This window comes from Micromonospora sp. USAFONa4, from assembly GCF_057197825.1.
The window spans coordinates 1,580,210-1,599,932 of sequence record NZ_CM170072.1 but is presented as its reverse complement, the minus strand read 5'-3'; the positions used below and the strand labels follow the sequence as shown (position 1 = coordinate 1,599,932).

Sequence of the window (19,723 nt, the reverse complement as noted above, 5' to 3'; positions counted from 1 at the left end):
CGCGGCCCTCCCGTGCACGGCATGCTGTCTCTTCCGCATGTTCCCCGCAGGAGGTCACCACGTGCCCGACGCGCTCAGCTACGCCGACGCCGTTCGCCTGCTCGGCGGGGAGAAGAGCAGGGTCGTCGACTGGTTCGACAAGCTGACCGGAGGAGCCCTGCTGGCCGCCTCGGTGCCGGTGCCGGCGCTGCTGGGGATCTTCGACGCGAAGGCGGAGTTCGTCCGGCTCGGCCACGAGCTGGTACGCGGCATGTCCGAGAAGCGCTCCGGGCTGTCCCGGTACGACCGCACGCAGCGCCTGGAGGCGGCGCACGCCGTCATCGCGGTGACCGCCTTCTTCGAGGTGCTGAGCGAGATCGACCTGCCCTTCGACGTGGCGAGCGCCCGGATCAGCAAGGCCGAGCAGTTGTCGTTGGCCGGCTCAGGAGCGGTGCACGAGGCGGCCCTCACCGACGCGTTCTTCGCCACCGCGGCGCCGCTGCCCGGTCCGCAACTGCCCTATCCCGCGTTCCGCCAGGCCCTGGTCGCCTACTACGGCGGGCTCGTCGGCCGGCTGCAACACCTCCTACACGGCCTGGCCGTGTGGGAGGCCGTCGACGAATGGCGGCGACAGGCGACGGAGAAGGTGCTGCTCCGGCTGCCCATGACCGCCGCCGACCGGCACCGCGACCTGCTGACCCAGCTCGCGGTGGACTACGTCGAGGTGTCGTTCTGGATCGGCCTGCACGAGCACGAGGCGACCCGGACGCAGGTGCGTGCCCTCTCGGTGGGGCTGGACGAGATGCGGCAGGCCCTGGTCGCCCTCTCCGCGGGAGGCCCGCCCGACGGCCGTCGGGCGGCGCTCGCCGCGGCGCACACCGCGGAGTTGGGACGGCCGATCATCTCGTCCGGGGAGGTGCCGGCCGGGCTGACGGTGCCGACGCTCGGCGAGGCGTACGTGCCGCCGCTGTGCCGGATCGAGGAGTTGCCCGCCCACGCGCGACCGAGCGACGAGGCGTGGTGGGACGGGCGGCCGTTGCGTGACGACCTGTGGCAGTCCCTGGTCGTGCACCTCACCTCGCCGAACGCCACCCGCGCCCCGCTGCTGGTGCTCGGCCAACCGGGCTCCGGCAAGTCCGTGCTGACCCGGGTCCTCGCCGCGCAGCTGCCGGCTGCCGACTTCATGGTGGTGCGAGTGGTGCTGCGAGACGTCCACGCCGCCGGGGAGCTCCAGGACCAGATCGAGCAGGCGGTCCGTAACGACACCGGAGAGAGGGTGGACTGGCCCGGCCTGTCCAGGTCGGCCGGCGACGCCCTGCCGGTCGTGCTGCTCGACGGCTTCGACGAGCTGCTCCAGGCCACCGGAGTCAGCCAGACCGACTACCTGCGCCGGGTGGCGGCCTTCCAACGGCGCGAGGCCGACCAGGGGCGTCCGGTGGCGGTGCTGGTGACCAGCCGTACCAGCGTCGCCGACCGGGCGCAGCCGCCGCCCGGCACGGTGGCCGTACGGCTGGAACCGTTCGACGGCGAGCGGGTACGGGCCTGGACCGCCACCTGGAACCGGGTCAACGACGGGGCGTTCCGCGCGCTCGGCGTGCAGCCGCTGGAGCCGGCGACGGTGCTGGCCCACCGTGAGCTGGCCGAACAGCCGCTGTTGCTGCTGATGCTGGCGCTCTACGACGCCGAGGGCAACGACCTGCGATCGGCTGGCGAGCTGCGCCGGGGCGAGCTCTACGAGCGCCTGTTGCGCAGCTTCGCCCGCCGCGAGGTCATGAAGCACCGGCCGGGCCTGTCCGAGCGGGACCTGGACCGGGCGACGGAGGACGAGCTGCGCAGGTTGTCGATCGTGGCGTTCGGCATGTTCAACCGGGGCGTCCAGTGGGTCACCGAGAACGACTTCGAGTCGGATCTCGCCGCGCTGCCGTTCCTGGGCAGCCGTCCGGCGGCTGTCACGACCGACGGACACCTGCGTACCCCGCTGCGACCTGCCGAGATCGTCCTGGGCCGCTTCTTCTTCGTGCACCGCTCACAGGCGATGCGGGACCAGACCCGGGCCAGCACCTACGAGTTCCTGCACGCCACCTTCGGTGAGTTCCTGATCGCCCGGACGACCGCGCTGGTGCTGGACGACCTGGTGGCCCGGGAGGCGAGCGCCCTGCTGGGGGCCACGCCGACGGACGACGACCCGCTCCACGCCCTGCTGTCCTTCGCGACACTGACCGGACGCACCCCGATCGTCACCTTCCTCACCGAGATCCTGACGTCGTGGGGCGGAAGCCGGCGGGACGCCGTGGTCGACATGCTGCTGCGCCTGTTCCGGGCGGCGCCTGGCCGGCGACCGGCTCGCCACTTCGAGTCGTATGAGCCTCGGCAGTTGTCGGTTCCGAAGCGCCACGCCGTGTACGGCGTGAACCTGCTCGTGCTGCTGCTCGCCGCGAGCGGGCAACTGCGGGGAAGCGAACTCCCCTTGGACAGCGGCGACGTCGTGTCCGGGTGGAACCGACTGGCTCTCTTCTGGCGTTCCCAGCTCAGCGACAGCGAGTACGCCGGCCTGTTGGGCGCGGTGCGGATCGAGCGGGCGTGGATGGGAACGCGACGGGATCTGCTCCTCTGCATCGGAGAAGGTCGGGACGAGTCGCCGCCGCCGGCGGGCGACCCCGGTTGGTTCGTCACCGGCTCCAGGGACGACAGCCATTCGGAGGAGGACGCGGCGAGCTACTACCTGACGACCGAAACGAACTTTGCGCTGCTCGCTCGGACCGCGCACTTCGAGTGCGACCCGAATCTCGACGCGGCGCTGCACGCGCTGGGACCGCTGGGGCATTCGCTCGACGCGCTCGACGGCCGCTGGACCTTCCCCGACGGCAACCGGTCGGAAGCCCGGCTCCTGCTCGACGTGTCGCTTCTCCCGATCCTCGGTGCGGGTGCTCGGGAGCGGGAGCGGGCCTACCAACGCCTGCTGGCCATCGTGCAGGAGCCGGACGAGACACCGCAGCTGCCGGTGGCGGAGTTCGTGCTGGATCGGATCTCGACCGATCCCGGGCTGTCCGCCGCGTTCGTCGCCGATGTGCTGTGTCGTGTCCAACGGGACGCGACGATCGTCGGCTCCCTGCTGGCGTCGGCCGCCCGCTGCGTTCTTGCCTTCCTCGGCCGCGACCGGGAGACCGACGTCAGGCTGGCTGAACAGGCCGACCGCCTGATCGCCGGCGCACAGTGGTACGCCGCCGCTGGCGGCAGTCCGCTCCACTGGCTCGACACCGACACCGCGGAGTTGGCCGTCCGCACGTACGAGGCGGGCGTGCGGCGGTACCCGGTATCGGTGGCCGAAGCGGCGAGTTTCCGCGCCCGCCACGGATCGCGTCGCCCCGACCTGGTCGACCGGTTGATTCCGCTCACCGACCCGTCCGAGTAGCGGTACTGGTCGCAAACACCGACAGGACGGTGTCGCGGACGGGGCGGAGGCTGACTCCTGACGGCGCCGGCCGAACGGCCGGCGCGCGAACGGGAGGCGACACATGGCCACGATCACCAGCGGGGTCAACTGGTTCGAGGTCGGCACGGACCGGCCGGAGGAGACCGGGCGCTTCTACACCGACCTGTTCGGTTGGGCGTTCGGCGAGCAGGGGACGCCGGAGGCGTCGTACCGGGTGACGGAGGCGGGGCCAGCGGGTTCCATCCAGGGCGCGATCCGGGACACCGGCGGGGCGAGCCCGAACTACGCCATCTTCTACGTGCAGGTGGCCGACGTGGCCGACGCCGCCCGGCGGGCGGAGGCGACGGGCGGCAAGGTGCTGGTGCCGCCGAGGTCCAACGACAACGGGCTCACCTTCGCCCACCTGGCCGACCCGGTCGGCAACCACTTCGGCGTCTACGCCCCGCCACCGGGGGCCTGAGCAAGACCGGCCGGGTCGCCGTCCGCCCCGGCCGGATCGCCGGGACGGACGGCGTACGTCACTTGCCAGCCGGTCCGCCGTGCCCGCCCCGGCCGCCCGGGCCGGGCAGGACGCCGGCCTCGGCGGCGGCGGTGACGGCGTCGGCCTGCTCCTGGGTCAGCTTGCCGTCCTCGACGGCCTGCGCCAGGCGCTCCTTCATCGCGGCCTGCCGGTCGGCGGGGTCGCCCTTCCCGGGCCGGTCGCCCTTCCCGGGCCGGTCGGCGGGCTTGTGCTCCCCGCGCAGCTTCTCCAGCGCGGCCGTCACCTTGTCGGTGTCGACGCCCAGCTCCGCGGCCAGCTTCTCGGCGAACTCCGCCTGCCGGTCGGCCCGCTGCTGCTGGCGGTCGCCGTCCTCGGCGGCGCTGGTGCTGGCGCCCGGCGCCGGGGTGTCGCCGTCCGCGGCGAACGCGACCGTCGGGGCGGCGAGGCCCACGCCGAGTACGCCGGCCGCGGCCAGCCCGGCCAGCAGGTGCTTCTTCCTCGTGGTGCGGGACATGTCGTCCTCCAGCTCGTCGATGGGTGGTGCGATGACCGCACCGACAGTGACCGGCAGGGCTGAGGGGATGCCGTGGCGACCCTGTCAGCGAGCTGGCAATCCGGGCCGGCCGATCGGACAAACGGGTTGCATCGGCGCGCGGGGGCGGCGAGGGTGTGCGGTCGGCAGGGCCCCGCAGGGGCGGAGCAGGTGACGGAAGGTGACCCTCGTGACGACGTCCGCGAAGATCAGGGAAGTCCCGCTGGGCGGGGCGGGCGGCGGCCCGTACGGCATCACGGTCGGCCCCGACGGCGCGCTCTGGCTGACGCTGGCCCATGCCGGCGGCATCGCCCGGATGGGTGCGGGCGGTGAGCTGCGCACCTGGTCGGTGTCGCCCGACAGCCGACCGTTGATCATCACGCCGGGCCCCGACGGCGCCCTCTGGTTCACCCGCTCCGGCGACGACCGGATCGGCCGGATCACCACCGGCGGCGAGCTGAGCGCCGTCGCGCTTGCGGCCGGGACCGGCCCCTGCGGCATTGCCGCCGGTCCCGACGGCGCCCTCTGGTACGCGGCCATGAGCGCCGACGCGATCGGCCGGGTCACCGTAGACGGGGAGCAGACGCAGTTCCCGCTGCCGGTGAGCGGCGGCTTCGCCTCGATGGTCGCCGCCGGGCCGGACGAGGCCGTCTGGTTCACGCTCAACCAGGCGAACGCGGTGGGCCGGATCGGCATGGACGGCGTTGTGACCCTGCACGCGTTGCCGACCGAGGGGGCCGCGCCGGTCGGCATCACCGCCGGCGTCGACGGGGCGCTCTGGTTCGTCGAGATCGGCGCCGGTCAGCTCGGCCGGATCACCCCGGACGGGCGGATCACCGAGTACCCGCTGCCGGACCGGTCGGCCCGGCCGCACGCGATCGTCGCCGACCCGGCCGGCGGCTGCTGGTACACCGAGTGGGGCGGCAACCGCATCGGCCATGTCGCCCCGGGCGGCGCGATCGACACGTACGACCTTCCGACCCCGGCCTCCGAACCCCACGGCCTCACGGTCGCCCCGGACGCCACGGTCTGGGCCGCCCTGGAAACCGGCGCCCTGGCCCACCTGACCCCCTGACCCCACCCACCCCCCCAGGTCCCACCCACCCCGGCGCGTTGATCATGAAGTTATTGCCGCCAGACGCCCGTATTGCCGCAATCAACTTCATGATCAACGCGCCGGGCGTGGCGCGGGCCGGGCGGGAGCCGGGCGCGGGCGCGGCGGGGGCCGGGCGCGGGGTGGGGTGGGGGCCGGGCGCGGGGTGGGGTGGGGTCAGCGGACTGCGGGGGTGACCGTCAGGGTGCCGGTTTCCGTGTCGAGGGTGGCCTCGGTGCCCACGGGGACGGTGAGCTGGCCGGGGCCGTGGCCGATCGGCAGGCCGCCGAGGACGGGGACGCCGAGGTCGCCGAGGCGCTCGGAGAGCACGTCGGCGACGCCGACCGACCAGCCGTCCGCGCAGTCGGTGAACTGGCCCACCGCGATCCCGGCCAGCCCGTCCAGGACCCCGGCGCGGCGGAGCTGGGTGAGCATCCGGTCCACCTTGTAGGGCGGCTCCTGGACGTCCTCGACGAGCAGGACCGCGCCGGTCAGGTCCGGCATGTCCGGGGTGCCCAGCGACGCCACGACCAGGCAGAGGTTGCCGCCCAGCAGCGGGCCGGTGGCCCGGCCGGGTACGCGTACCGCGAAGGTCTCCTCCTCGGCGACGGCGCTGACCGCGACCGGCTCGGTGGTCATCAGGGCGGCGTGCAGCGACTCGGCCGAGCGCAGCGGCGTGCGCTCGTCCAGCCAGGCCGCCCCCGGGCCGTGCACGCCGGCCAGCCGGGCGCCCCGCCAGAGCGCGAACTGCAACGCCGTGATGTCGGAGAACCCGGCGACCACCTTCGGGTCGCGGCGTACGGCGGCCATGTCGATCGCGTCGACGATCCGCTGGGCGCCGTAGCCGCCCCGGGTGCAGATCACCCCGCGCACCTCGGGATCGGCGAACGCCGCGTTCAGGTCGGCGGCGCGCAGGTCGTCCGCGCCGGCGAGGTAGCCCTGCCGGGCGTACGCGTTCGGGGCCAGCACCGGCCGCAGTCCCCAGCCGGTGAGCAGCTCGACACCCCGGGCCACCCGTTCCGGTCGGGTCGGCCCGGACGGCGACACCAGCATCACCGTGTCGCCGGGACGCAGCGCCGGCGGTCGTACGGCGGTGGCGGGACTCGTGCGGGCGGGGTCTGACACAGCGGCAGAGCCTAGTCCCGCGGGCGGCTCAACCGTCGAGGTACTGCTCGGCGTACACCCCCGACGGGGGGATGGGCGTGATCACGTCGATCAGGACGCGGTCGGGTGCGGCGACGATGAAGTGCCGCTGCCCGAAGTCCTCGTCGCGCAGCGGCAGTTCGGCGTGCAGTCCGCCCCGGACGACGAGCCGCTCCCATTCGGCGTCGACGTCGGTCACCTCCAGGTTGAGCAGGAGTCCTCGCGCGGGTGCCCGGTACGCCTCGGGCAGCGTCCGGTGCTGGTGGTCGAGCAGCGCCAGTTCGTACGCGGGCGGTCCCGGTCGGCGCAGGCTCACGTACCAGTCGGCCTCGAAGGTCGTCTCGAAGCCGAAGAACCGTCGGTAGAAGTCGTGTGACTCGCGCAGCCGCGCGGTGCAGACGACGGGGTAGAAGCTGGTCAGGTTCATCTCGGCCCCTTCGCATACCATCGGTATGTCGAGGACCGTATTTCACATACCGTCGGTATGTCAACGAGGGGGCGCGATGACCGAGGGTGTCCGGGCGCAGCAGCGGGAACAGACCCGGCGGGCCCTGGTGGCCGAGAGTCGGCAGCTGTTCGCCACCCGGGGCTACGCGGCGGTCGGCCTGGCGGAGATCGTGCGGGTGGCCGGGGTCACCAAGGGCGCGCTCTACCACCACTTCGCCGGCAAGGCCGAGCTGTTCCGGGCGGTGCTGGCGGAGGTGCAGCGGGAGGTGGCACACCGGGTCGCCACGACCGCCGACGCCGAGGAGGAGCCGTGGGCCCGGTTCACGGCGGGCTGCCAGGCGTTCCTCACCGCGAGCACCGATCCCGAGATCCAGCAGATCATGTTGATCGACGGCCCGGCGGTGCTCGGCTGGAACGAGTGGCGTGCGCTGGACGAGGCGGCGTCGGGCCGGCACCTGGCCGACGCGTTGACCCTGCTGATCGAGGAGGGGCTGATCGCGCCGCAGCCGGTGGCGCCCCTGACCCATCTGCTCTCGGGTGCGATGAACGAGGCGGCGCTCTGGATCGCCGGGGCGGCCGACCCGACCGCCCTGGCCGACACCCGTACCGCCCTGGCCCGGATGCTCGACGCGCTGCGCGCCCCCTGAGTCCGATCGTCCGCCGCGCCGGTGGAGGCGTTCCGGGGTCCGTCCGGGCCACCGGCTAGCCTCGACGTCGTGGCTACCGCGCTGGTGATCGAGAACGACCCGACCGACGACGTCCGCCGGCTGGGCGAGTGGCTGACCGAGGCCGGCCTCGACCTGTGGGTGGTCCGCGCCCACGCCGGTGACGAGATCCCCGCCGACCTGGAGGGATACTCGGCGCTGGTCGTGCTCGGCGGCGCGATGGCGCCGTACCCGCTGCCGGACGGGTCGCCCGCCGCGCCCTGGCTGCCGGCGCTGGAGGGGCTGCTGCGCAAGGCCGTCCGGCACCGGGTGCCGACCCTCGGCATCTGCCTCGGCGCGCAGTTGCTGGCCACCTCGCACGCGGGCGAGGTCGTACGCAGCCCGAGCGGCCCGGAGGTCGGCCCCTGCGTGGTCGGCAAGCGGGACGCCGCCGACACCGACCCGCTGTTCCGTTACGTTCCGCTGATCCCCGACGTGTTCCAGTGGCACGCCGACGAGATCACCGAGCTGCCCCGCGGCGCCACCCTGCTGGCGGCCTCCACCCGCTACCCCCACCAGGCGTTCCGCCTCGGCGACCGGGCCTGGGGGTTGCAGTTCCACATCGAGTGCGACACCGCCATGATCGCCGACTGGGCCGCCGACTCGAGGCTGCTGGCCGAGCTGGGCTACGACCCCGACCTGGTGGTGGCGGCCTGCCACGACGTGATGGTCGACGTCGAGGAGGTCTGGCAGCCGTTCGCCGCCCGGTTCGCCGCGCTGGCCCTCGGTGAGCTGGAGGACGCCACGCCCCGCCGCAGCCTGCCCCTGCTCGGGCAGTGATGAGCCGGCCGGCCAGGGCCGCGGGACGGCTCGCCCGCTACGGCTTCGGCACCGACGGCGGTGCCGGCGCCACCCGCGCCGCCGACCTGCTCGGCCCGGACGGGCTGGGGCTGTGGCGGCCGGACGTGCAGGAGCCCACCGACGGCAGCGCGGCGGAGCTGCTCGCCGCGCTCTCCCGGGCCGCCGACCCGGACCTGGCGCTGCGCCAGCTGCACCGCATCGTCGAGGCCGAGCGCCGGATGGCCGCGAACGGCACCGGTCCCGCCACGGGCCGGTCCGGGGGGAAGGCCCATCCCGGGACGCCTGTCGGGGCCGAGCGTCGGGAGGCCCCGGAGCAGGCGCTGCTGGCGGGGCTCGCCGACGACCCCGGCCTGCGCCGCCGGCTGATCGCCGTCCTCGGCGCCTCGTCGGCGCTCGGCGACCACCTGGTCGCCAACCCGGACCAGTGGCCCGCGCTGCGCACCGCCCCGGACGGGCTGGCGCCGACCGCCGAGGGACGGCTCGACCTGTCCGGCGACGGGCAGCCGGTGGCGGTGCTGCGCAGGGCGTACCGGCTGGCGCTGCTGCGGATCGCGGCGGCCGACCTGACCGGCGGCCGGGGCCTGGAGCAGACCATGGCCGCGCTCTCCGCGCTGGCGGACGCGACCCTGGCAGCGGCGTACGAGATCGCGGTCGGCGAGCTGCCGGCGGGCACCCCCCGGCCCCGGCTGGCCGTCGTCGCGATGGGCAAGTGCGGCGGCGACGAGCTGAACTACGTCTCCGACGTCGACGTGATCTTCGTGGCCGCCGAGGACGACGACCTCGCCGCGGCCACCACCATCGCCACCCGGCTCATCCACGTCTGCGGGCTGGTCGCCTGGCCGGTCGACGCGGCCCTACGCCCGGAGGGCAACCGCGGGCCGCTGGTGCGGACGCTGGCCAGCCACCTCGCGTACTACCGGCGCTGGGCGCGCACCTGGGAGTTCCAGGCGCTGCTCAAGGCGCGGCCGGCGGCCGGCGACCTGGCGCTGGGCCGGGAGTGGATCGACCAGCTCGCCCCGCTGGTGTGGCGGGCCGCCGAGCGGCCCGAGGCGGTCGAGGACGTCCGCGCCATGCGGCGCAAGATCATCGACAACATCCCGCCGAAGGAGCTGGAGCGCGAGATCAAGCGGGGTCCGGGCGGGCTGCGCGACATCGAGTTCGCCGTGCAGCTGCTGCAACTCGTGCACGGCCGGGGCGACGAGTCGCTGCGGGTGCCCGGCACCATCCCGGCGCTGCGCGCGCTGGTCGCCGGCGGCTACGTCGGCCGGGCCGACGGCGAGGGGCTGCTGCGCGGCTACCGCTTCCTGCGCGGCGTCGAGCACCGCCTCCAGCTCCAGGGGCTGCGCCGCACCCACACCGTGCCGACCGAGCCGGCCGCGCTGCGCTGGCTGGCCGCCGCGCTGGGCCACACCGCCACGCCGGGCCGCAGCGCCGTCGAGGAGTTCCGCGCCGAGTGGGTCACCCACGCCGCCGAGGTACGCCGACTGCACGCCAAGCTGCTCTACCGGCCGCTGCTGGAGTCGGTGGCCCGGGTGCCGGCCGACGGGCTGCGGCTCACCCCCGAGGCGGCCCGGCACCGGCTGGAGATCCTCGGCTTCGCCGACCCCGCCGGGGCGCTGCGTCACCTCCAGGCCCTCACCGGCGGGGTGAGCCGCACCGCCGCCATCCAGCGCACCCTGCTGCCGGTGCTGCTCAGCGAGTTCGCCGACGCCCCCGAGCCGGACCGCGGCCTGCTCAACTACCGGCAGGTCTCCGACAAGCTCGGCAGCACCCCCTGGTACCTGCGCCTGCTGCGCGACTCCGGGCCGGTGGCCCGCCGGCTGGCCCGGGTGCTCTCCTCCTCGCGGTACGCCGCCGACCTGCTGGCCCGCGAGCCGGAGGCGCTGCGGCTGCTGGCCGAGGAGAGCGAGCTGGCGCCCCGGCCCAGCACGGTCCTCTGCGAGGGCTTCGCCGCCGCCGCGGCCCGGCACTCCGACCCGGTCGAGGCCACCCGGGCGATCCGCGCGCTGCGCCGCCGGGAACTGGTCCGGATCGCCTGCGCCGACCTGCTGAGCCGGGCCGGCTCGCTGGCCCCGTCGCCGCCCCGGCCCGACGGCGGGCGCGCGGCGCTGGGCCTGGCCGACGTGACCGCCGTCGGCACCGCCCTGGCGGACGTCACCGACGCCACCCTGGCCGCCGCCCTGCGGGCCGCCCGCGCGGCTCAACCGCCCGTGCCGGGGCTGCGCTTCGCCGTCATCGGCATGGGCCGGCTCGGCGGGTACGAGTCGAACTACCTCTCCGACGCCGACGTGCTCTTCGTCTACGACGCGCCGGCCGGCGCGGGCGACGGCGCGGCGGGTGCCGCCGCCCGCGCGATCGCCGAGGAGCTGCGCCGGCTGCTCGGCATGCCCGCGCCCGACCCGCCGCTGGGCGTCGACGCCGACCTGCGCCCCGAGGGCCGGCAGGGCCCGCTGGTGCGCAGCCTCGCCGCGTACGCGCAGTACTACGCCCGCTGGTCGAAGGTGTGGGAGGCGCAGGCGCTGCTGCGGGCCCGGTTCGTCTGCGGCGACGCCGACCTCGGCGCCGAGTTCGTGGCGATGGTCGACCCGGTGCGCTACCCGGCCGACGGGCTGAGCCGCGAGCAGGTGGTGGAGATCCGCCGGATCAAGGCGCGGGTGGAGCACGAGCGGCTGCCCCGGGGCGCCGACCCGGCCACCCACACCAAGCTGGGGCGGGGTGGCCTCGCCGACGTCGAGTGGGCCGTGCAGCTGCTCCAGCTCCGGCACGCGGGGGCGATCCCGGCGCTGCGCGGCACGCGTACGCTCGACGCCCTCGCGGCGGCCCGGGACGCGGGCCTGGTCGACCCGACGGACGCCACCGAGATGGCGGCCGGCTGGACGCTGGCCGCACAGGTCCGCAACGCGCTGATGCTGGTCCGGGGCCGGGAGGGCGACCAGCTGCCCCGGCACGGCGTCGAACTGGCCGGCGTGGTCCGGCTGCTGGGCCGCGACGACCCCGGCGAGTTCCTCGACGAGTACCTGCGCACCTGCCGCCGCTCCCGGGCGGCGATGGAACGGGTGCTCGACTCCTGAGCCCGCCGCCCGGCCGGTCGTCGCTGCGGAGCTCAGCGGCGGCGGTGCACAAGCACCACGTGGTCGACCAGCTCGCCGGGCTCGCCGTTCGGGCCGGTGGCCTGCCGGCGCGGGGCGTCGAGCCGCTCGGTGTCCCAGCGGTCGGGGTCGAGGTCCAGCGCGGCCAGGGTCTCCTGCGGCGTGGAGAAGCGCGCGTGCGCGTGGTCGTGCCGTCCCCACGGCGGGACCTCGCCGTGCTCGACGATCAGCAGCCGGCCGCCGGGGGCCACGGCCCGGGCCGCCGATTGCAGCAGCTCCGCCCGGGGGAGCTCCAGCGGCGACTGGAGGAACTGCGCGGAGACCAGGTCGTACGCGCCGGGCGGAAAAGTGCGGGTGAGGTCGTGCCGGCGGAACTCGATGCGGGACGTGACCCCGGCGGCGGCGGCCTCCTCGGCGGCCCGGGCCAGGGCGGTCTCGGAGACGTCGACGGCGGTCACCCGCCAGCCCCGCGCGGCCAGCCAGAGCGCGTCGCCGCCCTCCCCGCAGCCGAGGTCCAGCACGGTGCCGGCCGGCAGCGAGCCGGCGACGTCGACCAGGATCGGGTTCGCCCGGCCGCTCCAGACCCTCTCGTGCCGCCCGTAGTGCTCCTCCCAGAACCGCGCGGTCTCCTCGTCCACGTCCGGGTGCCGCCCGTCGTGGCCGGTGGCCGTCGTGGTGTGGTCGTGCCGGTGTCCACCGGTCGTCGCGTCGTGCTGCACGTCTCGTCCTCCTGGTGCGCTGCCTGCCTCCTCGCCGAGCGTGCCGGCTGCGACGAGGTCGTCCCTGCCCGTCGATCGTGACGTGGCGGCAGCCCGGGAGCAAAGATTGTTGCCGGGTCGGCAAAAAGGTGGGCGACCGGTCAGCTGCCGAGCCGGTACTGCCCGGCGCGCGGCACCGTCACCGCCGTCCAGTCGCCGGCGGCGGCGACCGTGGCCCCGCCCGAGGCGGTCAGCCATCGGCTGTGCCGCACCCGGACCGGCACCGTGCCGGCTTCCGGAGCCCGGAACGTCACCGACGCGCCGTCCTGCGCGACCAGCTCGGCCGGCGCTTCGACGATCGGGGTCGGGTCGGTCACCGCCCAGACCCGCCAGTGCGGGCCGGACCAGACGGGCGTCAGGTAGGGCAGCCCGCCCGCGACCAGCTCGGCCTCGGCCCGTCCCACCCAGGACAGCGGGGCGTCCGGCACCGCGACGAACTGCACCGCGTTGGCGGTGAGCCAGTCCCGGTAGCTCGCGGCGGTCAGTGGCACCCCGGTGCCCGCGGCCCCCGGCACGGTGGTGAAGAAGAGCGGGTTGCGGTCGATGTCGGCCTGCCGCAGCCAGCCCCGGGCCAGGGGCACCTCGCCCAGCCTCGCCGCCTCCCAGTAGTTGCGGGTCGGCGGGACCTCCACCCGGCCGGTGAGGCGCTGCCCGTCGAGGAACGCCCGCAGCGGCGCGAAGTAGCCCGCCCGGCTGGTCGGGTCGTCGACGCTGCGCAGGTCGGCGGGGGGCACCGGCGGCTGCCACCAGCACACCGCCGCCAGCAGCCCGGCCAGCGCGACGCCCCAGGCCCGCGTGCCGCCGGCTCCGGCGGGTCCTACGCCGGTCCGCCTGGCGGCCCCGGGCCCGTCGGCGGGTGACGCGCCGCCCCGGCCCAGCCATGCCGTCAGCCGGGCCGGTGGGCGGGCGGCGGCGGCCAGCAGGGGCAGGGCGAACATGACGGCCAGCCGGGTGGCGTTCAGCCCCACCGGGGTGTGCACCAGCGCCGCCGCCAGCACCCCGGCCGCCGAGAGCAGCGCCCCCACCCGCACCGGCCGGTAGCCCACGAGCGCGGCCACGAGCAGGCTGGTCAGCACGGCGCGCACCGTGTCGGTGCGGCTGATGTTCATCCAGCCGCCGTCGCCGAAGAGCAGGGCGGTCAGCCCGAGCGGCAGCGCGGCGGCGACGCCGAGCACCAGGCCGTCGGCGTACCGGCGGGTCAGCAGGAGCGCCGCCCCGGCCAGGCCGACGAAGAGACCCGCGACCGGGCTCGTCGCCGAGGCCAGCAGCGCCCCGGCCGCCGCCAACCCGAGCCGCACGAGCCGCCCCCGCCTGTCGGGGCCCGCGCCGGTCGGTCCACCCGGGCCGGAATCGGTCGGTCCACCCCGGGCGCCGCCGGTGGAGGCGGTCGGACCGAGGGTGAGGGCGAGCAGCGCGCCGAGGCCGAAGGCCACCCCGAGGCCGTACGTCACCCGGCCCGAGACCAGGTTGCCGGCGATGGTGAGCACCCCGACGAGGCTGCCGAGCAACGGGCGGGGCACCCCGGTACGCACCAGCAGCGCCGCGAACGCGGTCGCCGCCGCCACCAGGGCCAGCGCGCCGGTGACCCGTACCCCGAGCAGCGCCATCACCGGCTGGGAGAGCAGGCTGTAGCCGAACTGCTGCACGCCGCCGTACCAGCGCAGGTCCACCGGGGCGAGGCCGTGCGCGGCGAAGAAGTCGGCCCGGGCCACCTGCGCGGCGAGGTCGGAGCCGGTCGGCGGGAGGGCGACGTACGCCACTGCGAGGAGCACGGCGGAGACGGCGGCCACCGCCACCACCCGACTGCGCCGCATGCCCACCTCCGTACCGCGACCACCGTACTGGCAGCATGTCCGGCGTGCCTCACCACCTCGCGCGCTGGACCGGCCTCGCCGGCTCGACGCTGCTCGCCGTGGCCGCGTTCCTCGGCGGAGCGTTCCCCGACGGCGACCTGCGCCCCACCCCGGTCAGCATCTGGCAGGGCCCGTACGGCCCGCTGATCATCGCCACCTGGGCGGTCGGCACCGGTGCAATGGCGTACGCCTGGTGGACGCTGCGTGACCGCGTGCCGTCGACCCGCTGGGCGCTGGTCACCGTCGGGCTCTGGCTGCTGCCGCTGCTTCTCACGCCGCCGCTGGGCAGCCGGGACGTCTACGCGTACGCCTGCCAGGGGGCCAGCTTCTCCGCCGGCCTGAACCCGTACGAGCAGGGCGTCTCGGCGCTGCCGTGCCCGTGGCTGGACACCATCTCCTACATCTGGCGGGACACCTCGGCCCCGTACGGGCCGCTGTTCGTGCTGCTCGCCGGGGCGGTGGTGAAGGCCACCGGGTCGCTGTACGGCAGCATCGTGCTGTTCCGGCTGCTCGCCGTCGTCGGGGTGGGGCTGACGGCGGCCTGCCTGCCGGCGCTGGCCCGCCGCTGCGGCGTACCGGGCGGCCGGGCCGTCTGGCTGGCGCTGGGCTCGCCGCTGATCGGGGTGCACCTGGTCTCCGGGGCGCACAACGACGCGCTGATGGTGGGGCTGCTCGTCGCCGGGCTGGCCGTGGTGGTGTCCCGGCCGGGTCGCCCCGGCCCGCTGCTCGGCGGGGGAGTGCTGCTCGGCCTCGCCGTCGCGATCAAGGTGACCGCGCTGGTCGTGGTGCCGTTCGCCGCGCTGGCCGCGATCGTCGGGGCGTACTCGATCAGGGCGCTGGTGCGCGACGGCGGGTGGGTGGTCGGCGGGGCGGTCGCCGCCGTGGTCGGCGCGACCCTCGCCACCGGCCTCGGCTTCGGCTGGGTGACCGGGCTCGAACAGGGCGGCCTGGTGATCGCCTGGACCTCGCCGCCGACGGCGGTGGGGCAGACCGTCGCCTACCTCGCCGCGCCGTTCGGCTGGCACGGCGACCCGCTGCCGGCCACCCGGGGGATCGGCATGGCGGCGCTGGCGCTGGTGCTGCTCTGGCTGTGGTGGCGGGCGCGCACCCGGGAACCGATCTGGCACGCCGGCCTGGCGCTGGCCGCCACCGTCGCGCTCGCCCCGCTCTTCCACCCCTGGTACTGGCCGTGGCCGCTCGCGGTGCTCGCGGCCACGGCCCGGCGCACCGGGTGGTTCGCGGTCGTCGCGATCGTCTCGTCGTTCCTGGTGCTCGCCGACGGCACGGGGCTGGCCCGGTACACCAAGACCGTCGGGGCGCCGCTGATGACGCTGTTCGTGATCGTGGTGGTGGTCCGCTTGGTACGGTCGGCCCGGGCGGCCCGTCGGCCGGTCGCCGTGGACTGAGGAGAGGGACGCCGGTGACCGCTCCCGGCACCCCGCCGCCGCCCGGCCCGGGCTCCCCACGGCCGCCCGGTCCGCCACCCGGGCCCCCGCCGTCGTCCGGATCTCCGTCGCCCGGACCCGCGCCGCCGTCGCCCGGTGCCGCCGGGCTCGCCCGTTGGGTCGGCCTGGCCGGGGCGGTGCTGCTGACCGTCGCCGGCTGGCTCGGCGGCGCGCTGCCCCGGGCAGCCACCCCCGCTCCGGGCCTCGGCGACGAGCCGTGGACCGTCGCGCTGTGGCTCGTCGGCACCGGGCTGCTGGTCGGCGCCTGGTGGGCGCTGCGCCGGGGTGCGCCGTCGACGCGGTGGGCGTACCGGACCGCCGGGCTGTGGGCGCTGCCGCTGCTGGCCGCGCCGCCGCTGGGCAGCCGGGACGTCTACTCGTACGCCTGCCAGGGCTGGGCGTACGCGCACGGCGTCGACCCGTACGCCGTCGGCGTGGCCGGGGCCGGCTGCCCCTGGGTGGACGCGGTCGCCCCGATCTGGCGGGACACGCCCGCGCCGTACGGGCCGGTCTTCGTGCTGCTCGCCGCGTTCGCCGTGACCCTCGGCGGCGGCCTGGTGGGCGCGATCGTGGCGTTCCGGCTGTTCGCGGTCGCCGGGGTGCTGCTGACCGCCGCCTGCCTGGTCGGGCTGGCCCGGGCCGCCGACGTGCCCACCCGCCGGGCGGCCTGGCTGGCGCTGGCCAGCCCGCTGGTCGCGGTGCACCTGATCGCCGGCGCGCACAACGACGCGGTGATGCTCGGGCTGCTGACGCTGGGCCTGCTCGTGCTGGTCCGCCGTCCCGGCAGGCCGGGGCCGCTGCTGCTGGCCGGGGCGCTGCTCGGGCTGGCGGTGACCGTGAAGGCGACCGCCGTGGTGGTGCTCCCGTTCGCGGCGCTGGCCGCCGTGCACGGCCGGCACACCGTACGGGCGCTGCTGCGCGACGGCGGCTGGCTGGCCGGCGGGGTGCTCGGCGCGGTGGCCGTCGCCTCGCTGCTCTCGGGGCTCGGCCTCGGCTGGGTGGGCGGGCTGACCCGCAGCGGCGACTCGGAGCAGTGGACGTCCCCGCCCACGGCGGTCGGCTTCGTCGTCGACTACGCGGGCGGCCTCGCCGGCCGGGAGCCGGGCGCGGTGCCGGTCGTCCGCGCGGCGGCCCTGCTGCTGCTCGCCGTGCTGGTGGCGGCGCTGTGGTGGCGGGCGTGGTCGGGGCTGCGCGGGGCGAGCGGCGTCGGGCAGCGGGTGGCCCGCCCGGACGCCGCCCGCCCCCGGGCCGCGTTGCTCGGGGCCGGGCTGGCGCTGGCCGCCACGGTCGCGCTGGCTCCGGTCTTCCATCCCTGGTACGCCACCTGGCCGCTGGCGCTGCTCGCGGTCGCCGCGACGCGTACGACCTGGTTCGTGGCGCCCTGCGCGGCGGCGGCCTTCCTCGCCCTGCCCGACGGCACCAACCTGGCCCGGTTCAGCAAGGCCCCGGGCGCGCTGGCGATGACCGCGCTGGCGGCCGGACTGGCGGCGTGGGGCCTGCTCCGACTCCGCCGGGCCGGTGCCGCGCGCCCGGACTGAGGGGCCGTGCCGCGCGTTCGGACTGAGGGGCCGTGCCGCGCGTTCGGGCCGGCGGGGTTCGCGCCGCGTTCTCGGGGCGTCGCGCCCGTGCCGCGCGCCCGGCTGAGGTCCGTGACGTGCGTTGTGGCTGGCGAGCCCATGATCGTGGGATGAGCGCAACCGAGGAAACGTTGCCGGGCAACGCCACCGCCGGCGTGGTGCGTGTCGGCGACACCGTGCGCCGTCCGGCCGGCCCCTGGACCGACGCGGTCGACGCCCTGCTGGAACACCTGCACGCGGTGGGGTTCTCCGGCGCGCCCCGACCCCTGGGCCGGGACGCGCAGGGCCGGCAGGTGCTGGAGTACGTCCCCGGCGAGGTCGGCGCGGCATCGGGCACGTACCCGGTGGCGGACCTGTTCGCGATCGGCCGGATGCTGGCCGAGCTGCACGAGGCGCTGGCCGGCTTCACCCCGCCGGCCGGCGCGGCGTGGCAGCGGCTCATCCCGCCCGACCGGGAGGAACTCGTCTGCCACAACGACGTGGCCCCCTGGAACCTGATCAGGACGGACCGCGGCTGGGTGCTCATCGACTGGGACGCCGCCGCGCCGGGCTCCCGGCTGTGGGACGTCGCGTACGCCGCGCAGAGCATGGCCGGCCTGCGCCCGGACCGGCCGGTGGCCGAGTCGGCGGCCCGGCTGCGTGCCTTCGCCGACGGCTACCGCCTCGACGAGGCGTCCCGCCCGGCCCTGGCCGGAATGCTCGGCCGCCGCGCCCGGGCGATGTACGACCTGCTGCGCGAGGGCGCGGAGCAGCGGCGCGAGCCGTGGGCCCGGATCTGGACCGAGGACGGCCCGTACTGGCTGGCCACCGCCGACCACCTCGCCGCCCACACGCGGGAATGGGAGGCGGCCCTGCGCTGACCGTCCTCCGGCGGGTGGAACGCTGTGGCTGTCAAAACCCTCGGTCGACAGCCGTGGTGTTCCACTCGCCGCCCGGGTGCCGCTGCCCCTGGTCTACGGGACCCGCTCGGTGGTACGCCCGCAGGACGGGCATCGGTCGCCGGTGCCGACCGGCCAGGGTCCGCGTAGGCGCTTGCGCAGGGCGATCGCCAACGGCAGCAGCGCGGGGCCGGCGACGCCGATGAGGACGGCCGTCGCGGCGAGGGCGTCCCAGCCGGGGTTGGGCGCGCCGCGCATGTTGCCGTCGAGCGCGCCGGCCAGCGGCTGAAGGAAGAGCAAGCCGACCGGGGTCAGCAGCACCAGCAGCGCCCAGCCGCCCCGGGGGTCGGCCCGCAGGGCCAGCCCCGCGCCGAGCAGCAGCACCACGACGAGCAGCGTCACGGCGGCGCCGGGCAGTATCCCGCTCGCCGTCCAGCCGTGGTAGCTGACGTAGGAGTCGTAGCGGGGCAGCAGGTTGACACTCGTGAGGCCGGCGGCGGCCATCGCGAGCAGGGGCGCCGCCCGGATCAGCGCCGGCAGCCGTCCGGGCAGGGCCAGCGCCACCAGCCCCAGCCCGACCTGTGGCAGCAGCACGAACAGCGGTGGCCGGGGCAGGCCGGCGAGGGCCGCAACCGGTACGACCGCGACCGTGAGCAGCAGGGCCAGGGCCACCGCGCGGCGGGTCCAAACACCAGGTGCCGCCGCGTGCACGGCTGCGGCGAGCAGCCAGGCCGCCCACACCCCGATCCCGAGCGAGACGAACGGTCCGGCGTGCGGCACGCCCCACTGCGCCATCGGCGGGTGCAGCTCCAGCCCCGACCAGGCCCCCGCCAGCGCCGTCGCGGTGAGGAAGGCGAGGACGGCGGCGAGGCGTACACCCGGGGTCAGGTCGGCGGCCCCGGCGGCCCGCAGCCGCTGGCGCAGGCCGCCGCGCACGAGGTCCGCGGCGTCCGCAGGCGAGGGCCAGCGTCGCCCCGGCCCGGCCAGGTCGAGGTACGTGCCGACGATCTCCGCGCCGCGCGCCCGCCGGTACTCGGCCGGGTAGGCGCGCAGCAGGCGGTGGTAGCGCCGCTCCAACTCGCTCATGCCAACCCCCCGGCGGTACGCGGGGCGAGCGGTCGGGCCGCGCGGGCGCGCAGGCGGGCGGTGGCCGCCTCGACGTTGCGGCGCAGGCGCTCGGTCTCGGCGCTCAGCGTGGCGTCGCCGGCCGGGGAGAGGCGGTAGTAGCGGCGCAGCCGGCCGTCCACCACCTCCTCGCGGTCGACCTCGACCAGGCCGGCGTCGGTCAGCCGGTCGAGCGCGCCGTAGAGGGTGCCGGGCCGCAGCGACACGCGCCCGTCGGAGAGGGCGGCGACCTCGCCGATCAGGCCGTAGCCGTGCATCGGCTCGCCGGCCAGCGCGGTGAGGATCAGGAAGGTGGGTTCGCGCAGCGGAGTGTCCACGGCAGCAATATAACGGACGCGAAGGTATTCAGCGGCCCCGTTACGTGTTGAACCTGCTCCGACCTCGG

General features: G+C 75.9%; 16 protein-coding genes. 9 read left to right on the top strand and 7 right to left on the bottom strand.

The features are described from left to right. Positions 1-61 precede the first annotated feature (61 nt). Both AC0OO9_RS06465 and AC0OO9_RS06460 read left to right on the top strand, forming a co-directional pair. Positions 62-3,391 carry an NACHT domain-containing protein gene (locus AC0OO9_RS06465; RefSeq protein ID WP_484516277.1) on the top strand — a complete coding sequence of 1,110 codons (3,330 nt, stop codon included), beginning with the start codon at positions 62-64 and terminating at the stop codon, positions 3,389-3,391. Positions 3,392-3,494: 103 nt separating this feature from the next. Then, positions 3,495-3,872: a VOC family protein gene (locus AC0OO9_RS06460; RefSeq protein ID WP_484516275.1), complete on the top strand. Its 378-nt coding sequence runs from the start codon at positions 3,495-3,497 to the stop codon at positions 3,870-3,872. Positions 3,873-3,930: 58 nt separating this feature from the next. Here AC0OO9_RS06460 and AC0OO9_RS06455 read toward each other — a convergent pair whose 3' ends face one another. Continuing rightward, the gene (locus AC0OO9_RS06455) at positions 3,931-4,407 is read right to left on the bottom strand and encodes a hypothetical protein (protein ID WP_484516273.1); all 477 of its coding nucleotides are present in this window, start codon (positions 4,405-4,407) and stop codon (positions 3,931-3,933) included. A 208-nt stretch (positions 4,408-4,615) separates the two neighbouring features. Here AC0OO9_RS06455 and AC0OO9_RS06450 point away from each other — a divergent pair, with 208 nt between their 5' ends. After that, positions 4,616-5,500 (top strand): Vgb family protein, encoded by an 885-nt coding sequence (locus AC0OO9_RS06450; RefSeq protein ID WP_484516271.1) that lies wholly within the window; start codon positions 4,616-4,618, stop codon positions 5,498-5,500. 195 nt (positions 5,501-5,695) lie between these two features. Here AC0OO9_RS06450 and AC0OO9_RS06445 read toward each other — a convergent pair whose 3' ends face one another. Together AC0OO9_RS06445 and AC0OO9_RS06440 are read right to left on the bottom strand one after the other, a co-directional pair. Beyond that, positions 5,696-6,571 carry a S66 peptidase family protein gene (locus AC0OO9_RS06445; protein WP_484517868.1) on the bottom strand — a complete coding sequence of 292 codons (876 nt, stop codon included), beginning with the start codon at positions 6,569-6,571 and terminating at the stop codon, positions 5,696-5,698. Between the two features lie 100 nt (positions 6,572-6,671). Next, positions 6,672-7,088, bottom strand: a complete 417-nt coding sequence (locus AC0OO9_RS06440) for a VOC family protein (RefSeq protein ID WP_484516270.1) — start codon at positions 7,086-7,088, stop codon at positions 6,672-6,674. Positions 7,089-7,164: 76 nt separating this feature from the next. On the opposite strand from AC0OO9_RS06440, the gene AC0OO9_RS06435 reads away from it, so the two are divergent. From AC0OO9_RS06435 to AC0OO9_RS06425, 3 genes are all read left to right on the top strand, one after another. Then, positions 7,165-7,755, top strand: coding sequence for a TetR/AcrR family transcriptional regulator (locus tag AC0OO9_RS06435; protein ID WP_484516268.1), 591 nt, complete (start codon positions 7,165-7,167; stop codon positions 7,753-7,755). Positions 7,756-7,824: 69 nt separating this feature from the next. Further along, positions 7,825-8,592 (top strand): type 1 glutamine amidotransferase, encoded by a 768-nt coding sequence (locus AC0OO9_RS06430; protein WP_132237334.1) that lies wholly within the window; start codon positions 7,825-7,827, stop codon positions 8,590-8,592. After that, a complete protein-coding gene (locus tag AC0OO9_RS06425) occupies positions 8,592-11,684 on the top strand; it encodes a bifunctional [glutamine synthetase] adenylyltransferase/[glutamine synthetase]-adenylyl-L-tyrosine phosphorylase (protein WP_484516266.1) in 3,093 nt (1,030 codons plus the stop codon). The genes AC0OO9_RS06430 and AC0OO9_RS06425 overlap by 1 nt, the downstream gene beginning before the upstream one ends. Before the next feature lie 32 nt (positions 11,685-11,716). Here the strand turns inward: AC0OO9_RS06425 and AC0OO9_RS06420 are convergent, their stop codons facing one another. Together AC0OO9_RS06420 and AC0OO9_RS06415 are read right to left on the bottom strand one after the other, a co-directional pair. Beyond that, positions 11,717-12,421 carry an SAM-dependent methyltransferase gene (locus AC0OO9_RS06420; protein WP_484516264.1) on the bottom strand — a complete coding sequence of 235 codons (705 nt, stop codon included), beginning with the start codon at positions 12,419-12,421 and terminating at the stop codon, positions 11,717-11,719. 140 nt (positions 12,422-12,561) lie between these two features. Next, a complete protein-coding gene (locus tag AC0OO9_RS06415) occupies positions 12,562-14,274 on the bottom strand; it encodes a hypothetical protein (RefSeq protein WP_484516262.1) in 1,713 nt (570 codons plus the stop codon). Positions 14,275-14,318: 44 nt separating this feature from the next. Between AC0OO9_RS06415 and mptB (AC0OO9_RS06410) the strand changes: the two genes are divergently transcribed. The 3 genes from mptB (AC0OO9_RS06410) (at position 14,319) to AC0OO9_RS06400 (ending at position 18,195) form a co-directional block, all read left to right on the top strand. After that, a complete protein-coding gene (gene mptB / locus AC0OO9_RS06410; RefSeq protein WP_484516260.1) occupies positions 14,319-15,719 on the top strand; it encodes a polyprenol phosphomannose-dependent alpha 1,6 mannosyltransferase MptB in 1,401 nt (466 codons plus the stop codon). 14 nt (positions 15,720-15,733) lie between these two features. Continuing rightward, a complete protein-coding gene (gene mptB / locus AC0OO9_RS06405; RefSeq protein ID WP_484516258.1) occupies positions 15,734-17,296 on the top strand; it encodes a polyprenol phosphomannose-dependent alpha 1,6 mannosyltransferase MptB in 1,563 nt (520 codons plus the stop codon). Between the two features lie 149 nt (positions 17,297-17,445). Next, positions 17,446-18,195: a phosphotransferase gene (locus AC0OO9_RS06400; protein WP_484516256.1), complete on the top strand. Its 750-nt coding sequence runs from the start codon at positions 17,446-17,448 to the stop codon at positions 18,193-18,195. 93 nt (positions 18,196-18,288) lie between these two features. Here AC0OO9_RS06400 and AC0OO9_RS06395 read toward each other — a convergent pair whose 3' ends face one another. After that, the gene (locus AC0OO9_RS06395) at positions 18,289-19,299 is read right to left on the bottom strand and encodes a hypothetical protein (protein WP_484516254.1); all 1,011 of its coding nucleotides are present in this window, start codon (positions 19,297-19,299) and stop codon (positions 18,289-18,291) included. Then, positions 19,296-19,655: a PadR family transcriptional regulator gene (locus AC0OO9_RS06390; protein WP_132237346.1), complete on the bottom strand. Its 360-nt coding sequence runs from the start codon at positions 19,653-19,655 to the stop codon at positions 19,296-19,298. The genes AC0OO9_RS06395 and AC0OO9_RS06390 overlap by 4 nt, the downstream gene beginning before the upstream one ends. Positions 19,656-19,723: the final 68 nt, after the last annotated feature.

Bases quoted from the DNA above. Each gene is read 5' to 3' on its own strand.
- AC0OO9_RS06460 (WP_484516275.1), top strand. From the start codon at position 3,495: ATGGCCACGATCACCAGCGGGGTCAACTGGTTCGAGGTCGGCACGGAC.
- AC0OO9_RS06455 (WP_484516273.1), bottom strand. From the start codon at position 4,407: ATGTCCCGCACCACGAGGAAGAAGCACCTGCTGGCCGGGCTGGCCGCG.
- AC0OO9_RS06445 (WP_484517868.1), bottom strand. From the start codon at position 6,571: ATGCTGGTGTCGCCGTCCGGGCCGACCCGACCGGAACGGGTGGCCCGG.
- AC0OO9_RS06440 (WP_484516270.1), bottom strand. From the start codon at position 7,088: ATGAACCTGACCAGCTTCTACCCCGTCGTCTGCACCGCGCGGCTGCGC.
- AC0OO9_RS06435 (WP_484516268.1), top strand. From the start codon at position 7,165: ATGACCGAGGGTGTCCGGGCGCAGCAGCGGGAACAGACCCGGCGGGCC.
- AC0OO9_RS06425 (WP_484516266.1), top strand. From the start codon at position 8,592: ATGAGCCGGCCGGCCAGGGCCGCGGGACGGCTCGCCCGCTACGGCTTC.
- AC0OO9_RS06415 (WP_484516262.1), bottom strand. From the start codon at position 14,274: ATGCGGCGCAGTCGGGTGGTGGCGGTGGCCGCCGTCTCCGCCGTGCTC.
- AC0OO9_RS06400 (WP_484516256.1), top strand. From the start codon at position 17,446: ATGAGCGCAACCGAGGAAACGTTGCCGGGCAACGCCACCGCCGGCGTG.
- AC0OO9_RS06395 (WP_484516254.1), bottom strand. From the start codon at position 19,299: ATGAGCGAGTTGGAGCGGCGCTACCACCGCCTGCTGCGCGCCTACCCG.